The organism is Bradyrhizobium cedriense, from assembly GCF_054602315.1.
In genome coordinates, this window is the sequence record NZ_JBTSWB010000009.1 from 17,564 (window position 1) to 34,607 (window position 17,044).

Annotated in this window: 11 protein-coding genes and 3 pseudogenes; 7 read left to right on the forward strand and 7 right to left on the reverse strand. The window is 58.2% G+C overall.

Features of this window, described 5'->3' with window-relative positions; all coding sequences use genetic code 11:
- The first annotated feature begins 99 nt into the window (after window positions 1-99).
- From ACYCVF_RS30710 to ACYCVF_RS30720, 3 genes are all read left to right on the forward strand, one after another.
- Window positions 100-2,151: a hydantoinase/oxoprolinase family protein gene (locus ACYCVF_RS30710; RefSeq protein WP_459606836.1), complete on the forward strand. Its 2,052-nt coding sequence runs from the start codon at window positions 100-102 to the stop codon at window positions 2,149-2,151.
- A gap of 1 nt (window position 2,152) precedes the next feature.
- Window positions 2,153-4,180 (forward strand): hydantoinase B/oxoprolinase family protein, encoded by a 2,028-nt coding sequence (locus tag ACYCVF_RS30715; RefSeq protein ID WP_459606837.1) that lies wholly within the window; start codon window positions 2,153-2,155, stop codon window positions 4,178-4,180.
- A 265-nt stretch (window positions 4,181-4,445) separates the two neighbouring features.
- Window positions 4,446-5,609: a CapA family protein gene (locus ACYCVF_RS30720; RefSeq protein WP_459606838.1), complete on the forward strand. Its 1,164-nt coding sequence runs from the start codon at window positions 4,446-4,448 to the stop codon at window positions 5,607-5,609.
- A gap of 571 nt (window positions 5,610-6,180) precedes the next feature.
- Here the strand turns inward: ACYCVF_RS30720 and ACYCVF_RS30725 are convergent.
- Both ACYCVF_RS30725 and ACYCVF_RS30730 read right to left on the reverse strand, forming a co-directional pair.
- Entirely contained in the window at window positions 6,181-6,681 is a 501-nt protein-coding gene (locus tag ACYCVF_RS30725) for an enoyl-CoA hydratase-related protein (RefSeq protein WP_459606839.1), read from the reverse strand.
- Window positions 6,682-6,790: 109 nt separating this feature from the next.
- Window positions 6,791-6,970: pseudogene (locus ACYCVF_RS30730) on the reverse strand (enoyl-CoA hydratase); the annotation flags it as partial.
- Window positions 6,971-7,466: 496 nt separating this feature from the next.
- Between ACYCVF_RS30730 and ACYCVF_RS30735 the strand changes: the two are divergent.
- The 3 genes and pseudogenes from ACYCVF_RS30735 to ACYCVF_RS30745 all read left to right on the forward strand — a co-directional run.
- Window positions 7,467-8,535, forward strand: a pseudogene (locus tag ACYCVF_RS30735) (3-hydroxyacyl-CoA dehydrogenase); the annotation flags it as partial.
- A 423-nt stretch (window positions 8,536-8,958) separates the two neighbouring features.
- The gene (locus ACYCVF_RS30740) at window positions 8,959-9,312 is read left to right on the forward strand and encodes a cupin domain-containing protein (RefSeq protein ID WP_459606840.1); all 354 of its coding nucleotides are present in this window, start codon (window positions 8,959-8,961) and stop codon (window positions 9,310-9,312) included.
- Window positions 9,313-9,378: 66 nt separating this feature from the next.
- The gene (locus ACYCVF_RS30745; protein WP_459606841.1) at window positions 9,379-10,209 is read left to right on the forward strand and encodes a CmcJ/NvfI family oxidoreductase; all 831 of its coding nucleotides are present in this window, start codon (window positions 9,379-9,381) and stop codon (window positions 10,207-10,209) included.
- Between the two features lie 785 nt (window positions 10,210-10,994).
- On the opposite strand, the gene ACYCVF_RS30750 is transcribed toward ACYCVF_RS30745, so the two are convergent.
- From ACYCVF_RS30750 to ACYCVF_RS30765, 4 genes are all read right to left on the reverse strand, one after another.
- Complete coding sequence (locus ACYCVF_RS30750; RefSeq protein ID WP_459607005.1) at window positions 10,995-11,744, reverse strand: IS66 family transposase; 750 nt, start codon at window positions 11,742-11,744, stop codon at window positions 10,995-10,997.
- A gap of 224 nt (window positions 11,745-11,968) precedes the next feature.
- Window positions 11,969-12,388, reverse strand: a complete 420-nt coding sequence (gene tnpB, locus ACYCVF_RS30755; RefSeq protein WP_459606842.1) for an IS66 family insertion sequence element accessory protein TnpB — start codon at window positions 12,386-12,388, stop codon at window positions 11,969-11,971.
- Window positions 12,385-12,807 carry an IS66-like element accessory protein TnpA gene (gene tnpA, locus ACYCVF_RS30760; RefSeq protein ID WP_459606843.1) on the reverse strand — a complete coding sequence of 141 codons (423 nt, stop codon included), beginning with the start codon at window positions 12,805-12,807 and terminating at the stop codon, window positions 12,385-12,387. Before tnpA ends, tnpB begins: the two co-directional genes overlap by 4 nt.
- Window positions 12,808-13,366: 559 nt before the next feature.
- A complete protein-coding gene (locus tag ACYCVF_RS30765) occupies window positions 13,367-14,158 on the reverse strand; it encodes an enoyl-CoA hydratase-related protein (RefSeq protein ID WP_459606844.1) in 792 nt (263 codons plus the stop codon).
- A 1,018-nt stretch (window positions 14,159-15,176) separates the two neighbouring features.
- Here ACYCVF_RS30765 and folD point away from each other — a divergent pair.
- Window positions 15,177-16,112 (forward strand): bifunctional methylenetetrahydrofolate dehydrogenase/methenyltetrahydrofolate cyclohydrolase FolD, encoded by a 936-nt coding sequence (gene folD / locus ACYCVF_RS30770; protein ID WP_459606845.1) that lies wholly within the window; start codon window positions 15,177-15,179, stop codon window positions 16,110-16,112.
- A 218-nt stretch (window positions 16,113-16,330) separates the two neighbouring features.
- On the opposite strand, the pseudogene ACYCVF_RS30775 reads toward folD, so the two are convergent.
- Window positions 16,331-17,030: pseudogene (locus tag ACYCVF_RS30775) on the reverse strand (amidase family protein).
- Window positions 17,031-17,044: the final 14 nt, after the last annotated feature.

A 17,044-nucleotide genomic window follows, 5' to 3' on the forward strand; every position in this document is an offset into this window, starting at 1 on the left:
TTCGTTATTATTTCGGCGAGACTTGGTATTGGCGATCTTCGAAACGCGGAGGTAAGCGGGAGAACGCCAGCTTACCATTGGGAAATCAGGAAAGGGTCCATGCTCAGGGTTGGGATCGACATCGGCGGCACTTTCACCGACTTTGCCATCTGGCGCGACGAGGCCGACGGATACCGGCAGATCGAAGGAGAGAAGATTCCAACATCGCGTCCACAATTCGCGCGCTCGGTAATCGAAGGCTTGGAACGTATTATCAAGCGCCACGGCGTTCGGGCGGAGGACTCAATAGTAGTCGTGCATGGCACGACCGTCGGCACAAATGCAGTCATCGAACGATCCGAACCGCCGATAGCGCTGATCACAACGCAGGGACATCGGGACGTCCTGAACATCGCTAGGCTGCGTCTACCCAAGCCAGTGGATATGTTCAATTCCCGGCCGGCGCCTCTGGTGCCACGGGCGATGGTGTTTGAAGTTAATGAACGCTTGCGCGCCGACGGTGCCATCGAAACGCCACTGGATGGGGGCTCCGTCGAGACTGCCCTTGCGCAGGCACAGGAACGCGGCGCCGCCGCAATAGGCGTATGTCTTCTGCATAGCTACCGCAATCCGATCCACGAGGCGCGAGTGCTGGAGATTGCCCGCACCAAGTTCCCCGAGCTCGAGATCATGGCGTCGCACGAGATCTGGCCGCAGCAATCCGAATATGAGCGGGCGGTTCTCACGCTCCTGAATGTCTATGTGAAGCGGATCATGGCCGGTTATATCGGCGAAATCGACGATTTCCTTCGTCGCCGCTTGCCGAACGCGCGATTGCTAGTGACCAAATCGAATGGCGGTGTGATGTCCGCGGCCGAGGCCCGTCACCTTCCGGTGCACACCTTGTTGTCCGGTCCCGCCGCCGGCGTTACCGCCGCGCGCGCGCTCGCCGAATGGACGGAGAACACCAGCGTTCTGACCATGGATATGGGTGGCACATCGACCGACGTGGCGCTGGTCCAAGTCGGCCGACCAGCCCTTACCGCGCAAGCGGAAGTGGGCGATTTCCCGCTGATCTTGCCTGTGACCGCTATCGAGGCAATGGGCGCCGGCGGTGGCTCCATCGCTTGGCTCGACGGCGAGGTTCTGAAGATAGGACCCCGGAGTGCGGGTTCGAAACCGGGGCCCGCCTGCTACGGTGCCGGGGGCACCGCCCCGACGCTGACCGACGCGTATCTGCTCTGCAATTACCTATCGCCCCGGGGTCTTCTTGGTGGAAGTCTCCCTTTGTCGCGCGAACTGGCCGAGCAAGCGATGGCGCCCATTGCGAAAGCGGGCGCCGAGGATGCCGTTACTGCCGCGGAAAGCTGCATCGCGGTCGCCACAAGCAATATGCTGGCGAAGGTGCTGCCGTTTCTCGCGCGGGCCGGCGTTGCTCCCGCCGACCTGACGCTGATGATTTTCGGTGGCGCGGGCGGTATCCATGGCCCGCTCCTGGCTGAGGAGGTGGGCATTAAGCGTATGCTCGTGCCGCGTCTTTCTTCCGTTTTTTGCGCATTTGGCGGACTAGCTGCGGATTTAGTGCATGATTCGGTACGTAGTACGGCCGGCATGTCCGTCGACGCCGGCGCTATGGCGCGAGTCTTCGAGGAGCTGGCGCAGTCGGGGCGCGATTGGGTCGCAAATCAAGCAGCGCGCGGAGAGGTCGGACAAATCGATGCGTTATATCTGGCAGAAATGCGCTACGCAGCCCAATCCTTCACCATCACGGTCGATTTGACGGACGCCTTGCGGATCGGCAGCGGCATGACGGCGGTTGCTGACGCATTCCATGCCGAACATCAAAAGTTGTTCGGCTATGCCAGTCCTGGTGCGCCGATAGCGGTTAATGAACTCATGGTGCGTACCTTTGGCCGGCAAGCGAAGCCCAATGCGCTACCGGATTTGAAGCAGACGACCCGTTCAGTCAAACCCCGGTCTTACCGCGATTTGCGGTTCCAAAAGCGCTGGTGGCAGGACTGCCCCGTGTTTGCTCGCTCTGAGCTCGACGCGGGCTGGGCCCAAGTTGGCCCGGCTCTGATCGAGCACGATTTGGCAACCGTTCTGGTACCACCGAAATTCCGCGCGACGATTGGTGCGTTAGGTGACGTCATGCTGAACAACGAGGACTGAGATGGACCTTGCACGCACTGAAATCATGAAGAATCGTTTTTCTGCTATGGTAGAAGAAGCGGCGGTGCTCGCTCAGCGCACCGCGCACACCACGTTTATGAAGCAGACCCAGGACTTCGGGGTTGCGTTGGCGAGGACTGACGGCGAGAAGCTGGCCCTTCCAATGTTCACCGGCGTTACCGTGGGCGCTGAGAAGTCGATCGCTGGGCTTATTGAGCATTTTTCGGATTATGCACCCGGCGACGTGGTGATCTCTAACGATCCCTTCAATACCGGCGGGCTCATCACGCATCAGATGGACATCCATCTGGCGCAGCCATTGTTTTATCGCGGCGAGCTGATCGCGTTTGCCTGGTCGTTTGTGCACGCGACCGATATCGGGGGCGCCGTGCCCACTAGTATTTCGCCCGAGCTGCACGAATGCTTTCAGGAAGGATTTCGTATCCGCCCCACCAAGTTGAAGCGATCTGGAGACCTCAACCGGGACGTGGCGAATTTCGTGAAGGACAACTCCCGTGTCGGCGACGATGTGTGGGGTGATTTAGAGGCGATGATGGCGGCGATGCGTCTGCTTCAGGAGCGGGTTAGCACCTTGTGCGATCGTATCGGGATCAATGCGTTCTTTCAAGGAGTGGAGGACGTGATGGACTATGCGGAGGCAAAGGCACGTTCAGTAATCGCCGGATTGCGCGACGGAGAATATGAGTTCTCCGACTACCTCGAAGGCATCAGCGCGCCAGTGCACATTCACTGCCGGCTGCGCATTGCAGGTGACGAGGCGGACATTGACTTTGCCGGCAGCGATCCACAGGTGAACGCCGCCTTGAATTTTAATTGCGGCGAACACGGGTCCGGCGTGCTTTGCGTGGGGCTGATCAACTACATCCAGACGATGGAGCCCTCTACGCCCATGAATGGCGGTGTATTGCGGCCGATGCACGCTCGAGCGCCATACGGGACCGTGATGAACGCGGAATTTCCCGCGGCAATGGGCAATCGCTTCATGACAATGATGCGCTGCTACGATGCGCTCGTGGGCTGCTTGAACCAGGCGACCCCGGGCGGACTCACCGCCTGCGGTGCCGGGCAGGCGGGGATTATCGCCGTGTCGTGGCCCGATGCCGCTACGGGGCGCACGCGTGTGGCAACGGTTGAGCCCTTCTGCGGCGGTTCTGGAGGGAGGGTGCGGGCCGAGGGCGTGGATGCAATGGATACGTTGCTCGGCTCCTTGAAAAGTTCGCCCATTGAGCATGTGGAAACCGAAACCCCACTGCTGGTTTGGCAACATGCACTAGTGCCTTCTAGTTTCGGACATGGCCATCATCGTGGCGGCGCCTCCGTGTGCATCGAACTGGAATCGCTAGGCGCCGCCGAGGCAACAATGACCGTGCGCGGCCTAGAGCGGTTGCGCTTTCAGTCTTGGGGCGTGCTGGGCGGACAGCCGGGTCGTAGTGGCGAAACGTGGTTGCGCCGGGGCGGCGAGGAAACTGCCCTTGGCCGCGTTGGCCTGCTTACCATGCAGCGGGGTGACGTGCTGCGGATGATCTCTCCATCGGGAGGCGGTTTTGGCGATCCGTTGACGCGCCCAGCCGCGCTGGTGATGGAAGACGTAGTGAATGGAATGTTGGATAAGGCGGAAGCTGAAGAGAAATATGGTGTGGTTATCGTCGACGGGGTGCTCGACGTCGCTGCGACGGCCCGGCGGCGTACGGAAGTCACCGAGCATCGGCCTGGGACGCCGTTCATAATGCACGGAAAAGCGCGGATTGAGTACGAGGCGTTATGGCCGACCGAAGCCAGCGTTGCCTTTGCAAATGCCATACTGGAGGCGCCACGCGGATTGCGTGCCGCGGTGCAGCGGGAGGCCCGGGCGACGCTTACAGCAATGCGGGTACCGCTCAATTCTGCCATCGCAAGCGATACAGTTGCTTCCGTGGTCCGGCAGATGCAGGCGCCTAATGGCTTAATTGAAGCCTCTTCTGGGCGACAATCAAAACAGCAGGGGAAGAGCGTGCCGCAACAAGTTTGAGACAGCTGAACGGCCGGGAGGTTTTGATGAGGCCCCGCGGAGCCAGGCATGACGTTGCCTGTGTGCACGGTCCACCTGTGGACTTGATCTGCCGCAGCAATTGTGTGCGCGGGGTGGAAGCTTAAATGATCCTCCGAAGGGATTCTACGCCTTCGCGGGACCTGGCAGAAAAAGTGCCGAGCTCAATAGAGCTTAAAGGAAGCGATCCTGATGGAATGATTTGCTGCAGGATACAACTGCTTTCCTGTTGATGAGGATAATGAGGATGACTACTTGGACTTTGGGCGCCGTAGGCGATGTCTTCGTTAATCGCGACAATCCGACGGACGCCTTTTTGGGATCTGGCGATTTGCTGCGCAAGATCGACCTCGTGTTCGGCAATTGCGAGGGCGCCTTCACCGATCACCCGCATTTTGCACCGGGTCAGAACTGGCGGGTCGTTGCGCCGAAATTGAACGGAAGTGGGCTTGCCAAAGCCGGGTTCGATGTGATGTCGGTCGCGAACAATCATATCGTTGATGCAGGACATGAGGGGTTGATCGACACCTTGGACCTGCTGCGTTCGCAGGGAATTAAAACGGTCGGCGCTGGTGCCAGCCTCTCGGAAGCTACGGCAGCGGCGATCATCGAGCAGCAGGGCATGAAGGTGGGCTTTCTCGGCTTCGCTTCTGTCTATCTGCCGGGCTACGAGGCTCGCAGTTCGATACCGGGGCTCGCCGCCATGCGGGTCCATTCGCACTACTATATCCCTGAATGCTCCTATGGCCTTATTGAGCCAGGGTGCGCCCCTGCGGTTCGCACTTTCCCGTACCCCGAGGACGTAGAGCTTCTTGGGTCGTTAATCCGGAGCCTGCGCGGCAAAGCAGATGTCGTCGTGGTCAGTCATCATTGGGGAAAATGCAAGCCAGCCGATGTGACCGAATATGAGCGGGTTCTAGGGCATGTGTCGGTCGACGCCGGCGCCGACGTAGTTTTAGGCCATCATCATCATTTCATGCGCGGCATCGAAATTTACCGCGGGAAACCGATTTTTTATGGGCTCGGCCATTTTGTATTTGACCTGCCCTGGTTCGACGTCGTTCAAAACAGTGATCGGCTAAAGGAGCTTAAGGCGACCGGGGAATACGCGATCTACCCGCGCGACGGCTATCCGCTGTTGCCATTCCACGCCGACGCACGCATGACAATGATCGCCGCCTGCGATTTTGATGGAAGCGATATAAGGTCGGCCGGCTTCTTTCCGTGTCTCATCAACAAAGAGAACCACGCCCTTCCTTTGAAGGAGGGTGATCCTCGAGCTCAGGAAATCGTCGATTATATGTCGAGGATCAGCGCTGAAGCCGGCCTGCCAACCTCTTATGCCCCCGTCACGGAAAGACTCGGCTTCGCCTATTCGCGTGTGCGGATGACAGCGCGTGCCGAAGTCTAGAGCCGCAGCGAGCGACGATCCTACTTTTGTGACGACCGCAGAAGCACGCAAGCTGACAGAAGACCAGATAATGCGAGCTTCATGCGTTCGTGACTGGCTGTATAACGCGAGTGGTTGGCTATCGTTATAAGCGGATACTATGGGATACCATGGCAGAGGCGGCCGATAATATAGCGCTCTGCGGCTCCTGCCGCCTGCCGCAACCTGGGTGGGACCTGCTGGCATCGCCCAAGTAGGCGAGCAGGGAACCACGTCGTAAGTTCTGGAAGAGGCATTCGATCGAGCAGTATGCCCTTGCTTGGCCGCTTCGTGATTTGCAAGATCAGATCTGACGCAAGCTACTTCCGCCAAACCGCTTGACCTGCTCGAGACTTCCGAATGCGCGCATCACATTGCGAGCAGGCGTTGCCTGCGTGTGCAAAAGCGACGGATTACGACGTCTTAAAGCAACCACCAGCCGTCTAGGGCCTCAGGGAAGGTATTACGGCAATCGCCGAACGATGTCTGAATATAAGAAATTTCAATCGCGATAGGAACGCGTTTGATGCGGGAGTTGAGTTAATGTCTCGGCTTATTCAACAGTAAAATTCGGCTTTCGCTTTTCGAGGAAATGCGCCGCACCTTCCCTGAAGTCAGCCGTGCCTCGACATCTATTGATGTCTTCATCGGCGAGTTGGGTGGCCTGCTCGAGATCCTGAAAGGGTGGGAGTGCAAGTTGACGCTTGATGATGCGCATGGAGCGCGGGGAGGAAAGATTTGCAAGGTCGGATGCGATGGCGTGAACAGCGAATCTAAAGCCCTCGGCGGGAAGCACCTTGACCAAGCCCATGTACTCTGCCTCCTCCGCCGTAACGGGCCTTGCCGATAAAAGCAGATCGGAAGCGTTCATCGGACCAACAAGCCTGCTGAGCATCCACGCGCTGCCATGCTCGGCTACAAGACCGCGGCGTGCGAAGGAGGTCGAGAGTTTGGCACCGGCCAGCATGTAGCGGAGATCGCAGTAAAGCGCGATGCAGAGACCCACCCCAGCAACGGGGCCGTTGATCGCGGCAATGATGCTTTGGCGTCTCAAGCAGATAGCTATAGCGCTGGTTGAAATTGCCGGTGCGGCACTCAGGCGAGTCCGTGGCGGCGGATCTGTTTGAGCTTTCAGCTAATTTGTTTATCTGAGCGCCAACACAAAATCCGCGGCCCGAACCGGTCAATACAATTGCCCGGACGGAATCATCCGAAGCGGCTGCCATGACACAGTCGCGCAGAGCCACCTCTAACTCCGGGCTCCAAGCGTTCATACGATCGGGATGATTGAACGCCAGTGTCGCGACGCGGTCCCTAACTTCGAGCAGTATTTCGGTTTGCATCGACTCGTCCGGGAATGTTGCCAAATGGACTTATCAAATTCCACCTCGGCCGCAAAGTCCTTCACGCATGAATCTAACTGGGTTTGTTTCGCGTGGGGCAAACAGAGGAACAACAGTCCTGTCGGAGGAAGCGGATCTAATATTTCTATGCCTGAAACGAAACTGCAGCGTGATTGCAGCGGCGGGGAGGAGAACCTATGAATAGGAGGGACGTTTTGACCGGCGCGGTGAAGCTGGGTGCGGCCTTGTCTGCGCGATCGACGCAGGTGCGGACGTTGTGCTCGGTCATCATCATCATTACTTGCGCGCGGGGGAAATCTACCGTGGTTAGCCCATTTATTACGGTCTTGGCCATTTCGTGTTCGATCTACGCGGGTTGGAGGATGTGATGAAACTGCCTGATGATGCAAAAAAATGTTGAATGGAGAACAAGGCGCGGCGAAACAGCTTGCGATGGAGTCTCTCGTGAAATTTGGCGATGGCGGGGGAAGCGTTGACGGCCGCACGAGGCGCTATCCCAGCGGACGCGCCCGCCAAGCGCATGGCGCTGATCAATGGCGTGATCGGCCTTGAGAACGTCAGGGGGCGCCGACCTTATCGTCGAGGCGGCGTTTGAGGCCATGGCGGTCAAGAAGAAGATTTTCAAACAACTTGACATGTACGCCAAGCCGGATGCGGTCCTCGCGTCCAATACCTCCTATCTTAACATCGACGAGATCGCCGACCAAACAGAGCGTCCTCAAGACGTCTTGGGGATGCACTTCGTCTCGCCGGCCAATGTGATGAAGCTATGCGAGATCGTGCGCGGTCCGCGAACCGCACCGGATGCGTTGGCGACCGCAGCATCGATTTCGCGCAAGATCGGTAAAGTCCCTGTGGTCGTTGGTCTCTGTCATGGATTCGTCGGCAACCGCATGTGGGATCAGAGCGATAATCAGAGGCAAAGGTTGCTTCTGGAGGGTGCGCTGCCGCAGCAAATCGACGCAGTGGTGACGAAATTCGGGATGCCGATGGGACCGTTTGCGATGAGCGATATGGCTGGCATGGATGTGGGCTGGCTGTCGCCCAAGGACCAAGGGATCAAGTCGGAAATCGCGGACGCGTTGTGCGAAGCGGGACGCTTTGGCCAGAAGACCGGAAAGGGGTGGTACAGATATGAAGGCGGCTCGCGGACACCCATACCGGACCCCGAGGTCGAAAGACTGATCGATGAGACCTTGGCTCGGCTGGGGCGCAAGCGCCGCGTGATTGGCGACAAAGAGATTCTTGAGCGACTAAATTACCCGATGGTCAACGAGGGCGCTCGAATACTTGAGGAAAGAATCGCGTCGAGACCCTCCGATATCGACGTCGTTTGGCTCTATGGCTTTGGATGGCCAATCTACCGCGGTGGCCCGATGTATTGGGCCGACCAGGTGGGATTGAACCACATCGCCGATCGCTTGAACTTTTACGCCAAGGAAACCAACGATCGCTCACTCGAGCCGGTACCGCTGCTCACACGGCTGGTCGCGGAAGGAAAGGGTTTTGCCTCGCTGGCCGCAGCTACTTCAAAAGCGGGTTGATCGTGGCGGTACTTGAGCCCCTTTTATCGCAGGCCAGATCGGCCAATGGAGGGCGGAGGCAAGCCACTTGCCCTGCTCAGCGAGGTGTCTATGGCGCTACGCGCAACACTTCACGCTGTCGGACATTTCGTGCTGTTGGCTGCCGCTGACCTCATCATTTGCGTGGCTACCCAACCTGTGTACTTCAGGAAGGCGCGGATGCTGGCGCGTTGGCAAAGGCGACATTGGGCCAAGACCCGATGGAGAGCGTGGCGACGGTCTTCCGTGTGGAAAACTCATTCGCGCGATATCAGGGATTGCAGTGCGATACAACGATGCGATATAAGCTTTACCGCTCAAGCAGCTTTCGGGTCGGCGCCAGTGGCGCATTGCCGCCGCTTCATGATCGACTGAAGGCTCTCAATTCATAGAGGGAACTTGGTGATGGACTTGCTCCAATCTCTTGCTACGACAACACTCGGCAAGGGCGTTGTTTCGAAATGCTCTAGCGAGAATCTTCTCGGCGGCGACCCGACTTTTACCAGTTGGAATCAGGTTGAGAGCAAAGGTGGAAAAGTCTACTCGGGGGTATGGGAGAGCACGCCCGGCATCTTTAAAGTGAAAAAGGGGGAGCGCTTTGAATTCTGTTTCGTTCTGGAAGGCGAGATGGAGTTGACCGACGACGGCGGCGAGACCAAGCGCTATGTGGCAGGCGACGCCTTCGTCATGAAGCCTGGTTTTACAGGAACTTGGAAAACCATAAGAACGCTTCGCAAGGCGTACGTGACTGTCGACTGATTTGGCAAAACGTCCGACATATTTGTATTGTCGAACACGCTCACGAACCTTGAAAAAGGATCGAAGATGAAAACCGTTGATCGCGACGCGCTGGATTGCGTTCGGGGAGTGACGGGTTTTGCGCGGCGGGCGGTTGATGAGGTCGGATTGGGTTCAATGACCACAGCGGCGCACAACGTCCCCATGGTCAACCACGAGATTGTCATCCGCGATGCTCGTCCAATCGAAGAGGAGCTCTCTCTCGACCGCGAGGGCTTTGTGCTTGTCAAGCACGAAGCACGGTCGCTCTCTGAGGTTGATCGGGAGACTAAATGCGACAGGTATATCGAAGAATTGACGCCATTTATTAAAGAGTATCTAAAGGCTTCCTGGGTCGTTCCGCGCCGGCGCGGTGTTATCTTGCGCGACCGAAGTGTTGAAGCGATTCCGCGCGATTTCACTCGGGTCGGCGGCCCTGCTAACTACGCCCATATGGACTATTCGCCAATCGCCGGTCCGATGATGGCTGCGCTGGCAAATGAAGAGCAGGGAACCAAGACCCGCTCGTACTCTCGGCTTATGATCATTCAGACGTGGCGTGCCTTTTCGCCACCGCCTCAAGATTTCCCTCTCGCCCTATGCGATGCCTCCTCGGTATCGGGTGGCGATCTTTTGCAAACGGACTATCAAACTCGCGGGATCGTACAAAAGTATTGGCTGCCTTATTACAATCCCAATCATCGTTGGTACTATTTTCCAAACATGATGCCCAACGAGCTCTTGCTCTTTAAGGGATATGACTCGGAACGCCACTTTGAGCCCGCGACGGCTCACACGGCCTTCGATAATCGACCCGCATTTCCAAATGCGAATCCACGGGAGAGTATTGATGCCCGGTTCTTCGTTTACTTCGATTAGGATTGCTTCACAGAAGGCAGAGCGGTCATGCTAGGGGTGCAATTGAGGGCTGGATTTCGGCGAACGTGATCTCGCAAGATAACGTCGCGGCCGGCGATTAGAACCGATATGAGGTCAGCCGACTTCTTTCCGTGTCCCATCAACAAAGAGGACCACGCCCTTCCTTGAAGGAGGGTGTTCCTCGACTCAGGAAATCGTCGATTATATGTCGAACATCAGCGACGAAGCCGGCCTGCCAACCTCTTATGCTCCCGTCATCACCACGTGCTTTGGCCGCGTCTCATCGATGGCCGGCGGCTTGTGCCCGTCGGTCTGCTATAAGCCTGTGGGGTCGAAGCATGGCGCTTGGCCTCTGCTACTCGAGCCAGAAATGAAAAAGTAGATCCCCGAGGCGCAACTTAGAGAAGATGTGTCGTGACTCTGATTGCCTGTCGAGCTGTATTGAAGTTTTTTGAACCCGCAGAAGCGTGGTCTGATTTGAACACGCTACCCGACAATGCCTACGGCGCAGATGGATGAGCACTTCTTTGCGCCTTGCGACAGAGGTTTGGATTTGAATATCCACTCTATTGTCCATCGCCTCGGTTTGGCACTTGCGGTCGGCCGGCAGCCGGCTTTGCCAAACGGCTGATGCCGGTGAGCAAGGACAAGTTTTTTGCGCGCGTGGTCCGACGCCGCAGCCGTTCGCCCGTCGATCCTCTCGGGTCATCGGCATCGATAACTGGCCTGGCGGCCCAATCATTGCTGCTCCAGCATCACCTGCAATCTGGAAAGGCGCGGGGTCGTCAGCTTGCTGCCAGATCAAGAGCCAGCGACCGCGCAAGCCTGCCTGGTTGCTTATCCAACGATCCCGGTCGTCGCCCGCGGATCCTGGCGGGGATATCGCGAAGCGACAGCACAGGCGCTGCCGCACACGGTGGTGATCCGCGTTCCCGCATAAAGATATCCGCTATTGCCATGTCATTCCGACGCACGCATGACTTTGGTCGCAGCCTGCGGTTTCGAAGGGACGACGATGCCTCGGCTGGAGTTTCCTGTGCCTCATCAACGCGGAAAATCGTAAGCGCTTTGCCGCTACCCAATGGACGCAGGCTTGACGCTTTGCGGAATCGCCACGGCATGAGGTCTTCGATTCTGCTATGGGGATGGCCGTCGATAATGGCCTCGAGTGTTTCGGCGATGTAGGCGGCCGGGTTGACGTCGTTGAGCTTGCAGGTGGCAACGATCGACGCAAGCAAGGCCCAATTGTCAGCCCCGACCTCATGCCCGGCGAAGAGAGCAGTTTTTCTGGTCAGGCAGACTGGCCGGATGGCGTTCTCGACAGGGTTCGTGTCGAGCTCGAGGCGCCCGTCTTCGAGGAAGCGGGTCAGCCCTTGCCAGTGATTGAGCGCATAGCGGATATCCTCGGCGAGCGTCGAACCGCTGGAGATCATCGACAGCTGTTTCTCGAACCACGGCTTCAACGCCTTAACGATGGCCAGCGAATGCTCCTTGCGCGCGGCCAGCCGGATGTCCGGCGATGCGCCGCGTACCAGGCCCTTGCGGTCGAACGACTTCGGTCAGCCGGTCATAACCGTCAGCTTCTCGGACTTAGCGCCGAACTTCTCGCGGCGCAATTCGCCGAGGATGACCTCCAGCCGACGCCGCGCTTCCTCCGACGCCGCCAGCGCCCCTGATGCTCGCTCAAGGCCGCCTGCGTTTGCGCCAAAAGCGCTTTCAGTTGTTCATTTTCGTCGCGCAGCGCCGCGATGCTCATGCGCTATTTCGAGCACATCGCCGCCGCACGTGCCACGTTCAAAATAGCTTCCGAGTCATTCTGCCGCAGGTAGCCAGCCGCCTGGGGACGCCGCGCTGCTTCCGGGCGGACCAACCTCCAATCCAGTCCCTCGAACAGGGCTGCGAACATCGCCGGCGATATGCGCATCACGCCGTCTGCGATCGTTGGCCAGACGAACTTGCAACCTTCGAGACGCTTGTGCACTAACACCAGGCCCGTTCGATCCCAGACTAAAATCTTGATCCGGTCCGCACGTTTCGATCGGAACACGAAGGCTGCACCGCTGAACGGGTCGAGATGAAGCATCTCCTGCACCTTCGCCGCAAGCCCATCGTGGCCACAGCGGAAGTCGATCGGCCGCGTCGCGATGTAAATCTTCAGATCGGCACTGGCCGCGATCATCGTGACGCTCGCACTGCGCGGATCATCCGGGACAGCTGCTCGCCATCTATGGTTGTGTCCGTCCGCAGCACGACATCGCCGATCGCGATCTCAAGCTTGATCGCCGGAACGTGACGCTCCTCCAACGCGCTTTCCACGACCAGCGGTGCGAATGTTGACTGCGATGCCTCGCACGGCGCCAACATGCCTCGCTGTCGAAAGCGTCGTCGCCAATCGTAAATCTGCCAGCGCGTCGCTCCGTGCTTGCGTGCCACCTCGGACACCTGGGCACCGGGTTGCAGACTCTCGGCGACGATCCGGGCTCTCTCAGCCTCCGAACGCACACGGCGCCCCGACGGTCCTTCGAGGACCTCCAGCCGGCTCACCGGCCCTACCGGTGAGACGTCCAAATGGACGTCCTTTTTGCTGTCCAATCCCATCCAAACCTCCGTTCCAAGCCGGAGGCTTCTTCGCACATTTATTCTAACTCTGAAGCCAGGGTATCGGCTTCGCGCTTACGGAAAATCACGCCATGCCCTCGGATGCGGGTGATTCACGTGCTCAGGAAATCGTCGACTATATATGTCGCAGATCAGCGGCCAGGCCGTCCAGCAAACTTCGTACGGTCCGATTTCGGAGAAGCTCGGGTTCGCCTATTCTCGCGGGGCGGCGGCTTCTCGCGAAAACTGCTGACGTCAAGCGATTTGCACATCTTGCCGCGCCTGTCGACGCTTCGGCACTGAGTGGATTTGTGAACGTCAATTCGGCGCTCCGATTGTTGGCTTACCGCTCAAGGCCGAGCCCGAATGTAGGTGGACTTCGAGGCGTGCCTCCATGTGGGCGGATCTCGACGACACAGTGCCAAAAAGCAACCAGTCATGAACAAGGTGTTTGGGGTGGCTACACGAACAACGAATGCATCGACCAAACTGCCCTGGAACGAGCTCTGGCAGCTTTCAGGTGGCTCTCGGCAAGTTACCGATTGCGATTTGCCCTGGATCACTCGCCGGTGAAGTCCGGCGTTCGCTTTTCTAGGAAGTGCGCCACGCCTTCTTTGTAATCAGCCGTGCCAAGTGACTTGTTTAACTCCTCCTCCGCCAGTTGGGTGGCCTGCTCAAGGTTCTGAAAAGGGGCGAGCGCTAGTTGATGCTTGATAATCCGCGTCGAGCGCGGTGAACACAGATTTGCAAGGTCAGACGCAATCGCGTGAACTGCGAGTCTAAAGCCTTCCTCGGGCAAGACCTTTACGAGCCCCATGCATTCCGCCTCCTCCGCCGTAATGGTCCGTGCTGATAACAGAAGGTCGGAAGCGTTCATTGGACCGACAAGCCTGCTTAGCATCCACGCGCTACCGTGTTCGGCTACGAGGCCGCGCCGCGCGAAGGACGTTGATAGCTTGGCGCCAGCCAGCATGTAGCGCAGGTCGCAATAGAGCGCGATGCAGAGACCTATGCCTGCGACTGGACCGTTGATGGCGGCAATTATCGGCTTGGGTACGTTGAGCAGGTAACTGTAGCGTTGGTTGAAATTGCCAACGCGCCGCTCAGGGACGATCGCTCTCGTCGTTCCGCCCTTGTCATCAGCCGGCTTGTTCATCTGGGCGCCGACACAAAATCCGCGCCCTCCGCCAGTCAATACTATTGCTCGAACCGAGCTGTCCGAAGCCGCTGCCGTGACACTATCGCGCAGCGCGACCTCTAGCTCCGGGCTCCACGCGTTCAAGCGTTCGGGGTGGTTGAACGTCAGTGTCGCGACACGGTCCTTCGCCTCGACAAGTATCTCATTTTGCATCGCATCTCCTCCGACTGTGTTGGGATCAAGTATCAATCCCTGCCTAGATATCGATTCCTACGATTTGGGATGCAGTACGCCGCCATTAAGTGCAAGTGTGAAATTCTGATATCAAATGCGGGGCATCAAGATGGGCCGTTGTTGTCCAAGGTGCTTTGCTTGCGTAGGGATCGGCTCGGCTAATTCTGATCGGCGCGGCGATAAGATCGTTGAATTAATGGAGGACCATTAACGCCGAGATGAAACGCAGCCAGGGTCCAAGAGAGTGCGCTTATGGGGCGGAGGAGGACCGCCTGCGTTGCTGTCCGCAAGCAGGCCAGCGCGGCAGAGGTAAGTCGCCACGTCGCAATGTCGCATCTGGTCAAATTAGCGACGCATGCTGTCAAAGAGGCTTGGCCTGCTTTGCAATAGGTATGACGTCAGCTCACCCGCCCGGCCTAAAAGGTCTTGGATTTTGGCTCCAGGAAATACTGGGCGACTTGGCATCATCACGATTGGATTCTGTTGCCTCCCGCTGAAGCGGTTCGGGAACTGGATCTGCAACATCTCGTCCCTGTGGGGACCGGCGCCTGACGGCGAAAGGCACGACCGAGAATCTGAACACACCGTTTCTTCCCCTTGAGATGAACGTTTTACGGGTGTCACGCGAATGCCTTCGTCCCATACTTGAGCAGCAGATGAGGTGGAGCGAGTGCCACAGAACACTAATATTTACGACTTTGTCCCTGCTGGGGCTCTTGGACATGTCAAACGTTTCGACAACTCTGATCACCTCGCGCGGGTTACGCGTCAGTATCAAGCGGCCGAGTGTGGAACTAGAAATCCCTGTCGGGCGTATTTCGCAATAGCGAGAATGGGCTCGAATTGCAGTCTGAAATCTCTTACTCGCCTCTGGCCTGCAACAATTCGTAGCCACCGCCGGTAAAGTCATCACAACTAAGACAAACCAAACGCCGTGGCGCTTCGCTCATGGCTGAGAGCTTTCCAACCGGTCGATCGACTTCCCAGGGAATCAATCATGAGTGCTATCCTAATTGATGGAAAGGCCATCGCCAGCGAGCTTCGGGCTCGCGTTGCGCGTGATGTGGGCCTGCTCCAGGCCGAATTCGATGTCGTCCCGGGTTTGGCCGTGGTGCTGGTCGGCAAGGATCCGGCCAGCTCGGCTTACGTAAGGACAAAAGCCAGAGAGGCGCAAGCGATGGGGTTCAAGTCACAGCAACTATTGCTGCCAAGCAGTGTCAGCGAAGCCGAGCTGCTGAGATCGATCGAGGAGTTCAACGTCGACAATTCCATTGATGGCATCCTTGTTCAGCTTCCGCTTCCGGGACACATCGACCGTTGGCGGGTGCTGGAGGCCATCGATCCAGCCAAGGATGTGGACGGCTTCCACCCATATAATGTTGGACGATTAGCGGCAGGTCGGCCCGCTCTTACTCCCTGCACCCCGCTCGGCGTCGTCCATTTAATTAGGACTGTCGTGAGTGATTTGAACGGGCTCGACGTTGTTGTTGTTGGTCGCTCGAACATCGTTGGCAAACCCTTGGCGGTTCTTCTTGGAGATGCCGGATGTACCGTAACTGGCGCACAGATTCAGACGCGCAACCTGCCTGAACTCTGCCGAACAGCTGATATCATAGTTGCCGCCGCCGGCTGCGCGGGTTTGGTCCGTGGCGACTGGATCAAGTCAGGGGCGATCGTGATTGATGTAGGGATCAATAGAGTGATCGACTCGAGCGGCAATACAAAACTTGTGGGAGACGTCGCGTTCGCAGAAGCAAGCAAGCGCGCGGGCTACATCACGCCCGTGCCGGGCGGCGTTGGGCCAATGACCGTTGGCTATTTGCTAGCCAATACGATTGATGCGGCTGTCACTCGACGCGGGGTGTCCCTGACAAGGCGCTCAGACGAATATCCACGATTGCCACGTCTGGCCGTCGCCGAGGCGTCCCTCTAACGGCTGAGCCGGGGGCGGTGGATTAAGTCCACGCTAGCGAATACTACGATCATCGTCTCGCGGTACCTCCGACGTCTTGCATAACTGTCAGGCATGCGAAAGCTGCCCGGAGCGGGCTCGGAACGCGAGGCTAAGAAGTCATCCGCTAGGCCAGCACCAACGGGCGGCGCTTGTGCCAGTCGGTTTGCTGCTGATAAGCGTCGGCCACTCTGAGCAGGTCAGCCTCGGCGAAGGGGCGCCCGACGAAGGAGAGGCCTATGGACAGCCCATTTGGGTCGAAGCCGCAGTTCACGCTGATCGACGGCAACCCCAAGTAGTTGAAGAAAGCGGGTGTTGGTGCCCAACAACAACGTGGGCTCGGCCTCAACCAGAGTCGGTACGCAGGTCCGGATCGTAGGCGTGGCCAGCACGTCGACGCGGCCGAACACCTCTTTGACGAACTCGGCTAGGAGCGGTCCGCGCCGCGACAAGGCTTCGACATAGTACGTCGCGGGGATAGCGTAGCTCGCATAAAGCCGGCTCGAGATTTCCTGGCCGTAATCCTGCGGACGCTTGCGCATCCACTCGGCATGTATGGCAGCCGCTTCGACCCTGGCCACGAAGCCGGCATAGGACAGGATCCCGTCGACAAAGAGCAGCGCGATGGGTTCGACCTTGGCGCCCCGTTTGGCCAGCCCCCTGAGCGCCTCCTCAAACGCGAGCGCAACTGGCTGATCGGCATTCTCAAGGAAATGCCTCGTGGGTACGCCGATCTTGAGTCCCCCGACCTTACCGTTGAGGGCCGACGTTCGGCACCTTCTCGGTGGAGCTGGTGGGATCCAGAGGATCGTGCCCTGCGATGACTGAGAGAATGCGCGCGCAGTCGCGGGCAGTGCGGGCAAGAGGGCCAGCAGTGTCGATAGAGAAGGAGAGCGGCATGACGCCGGCGCGGC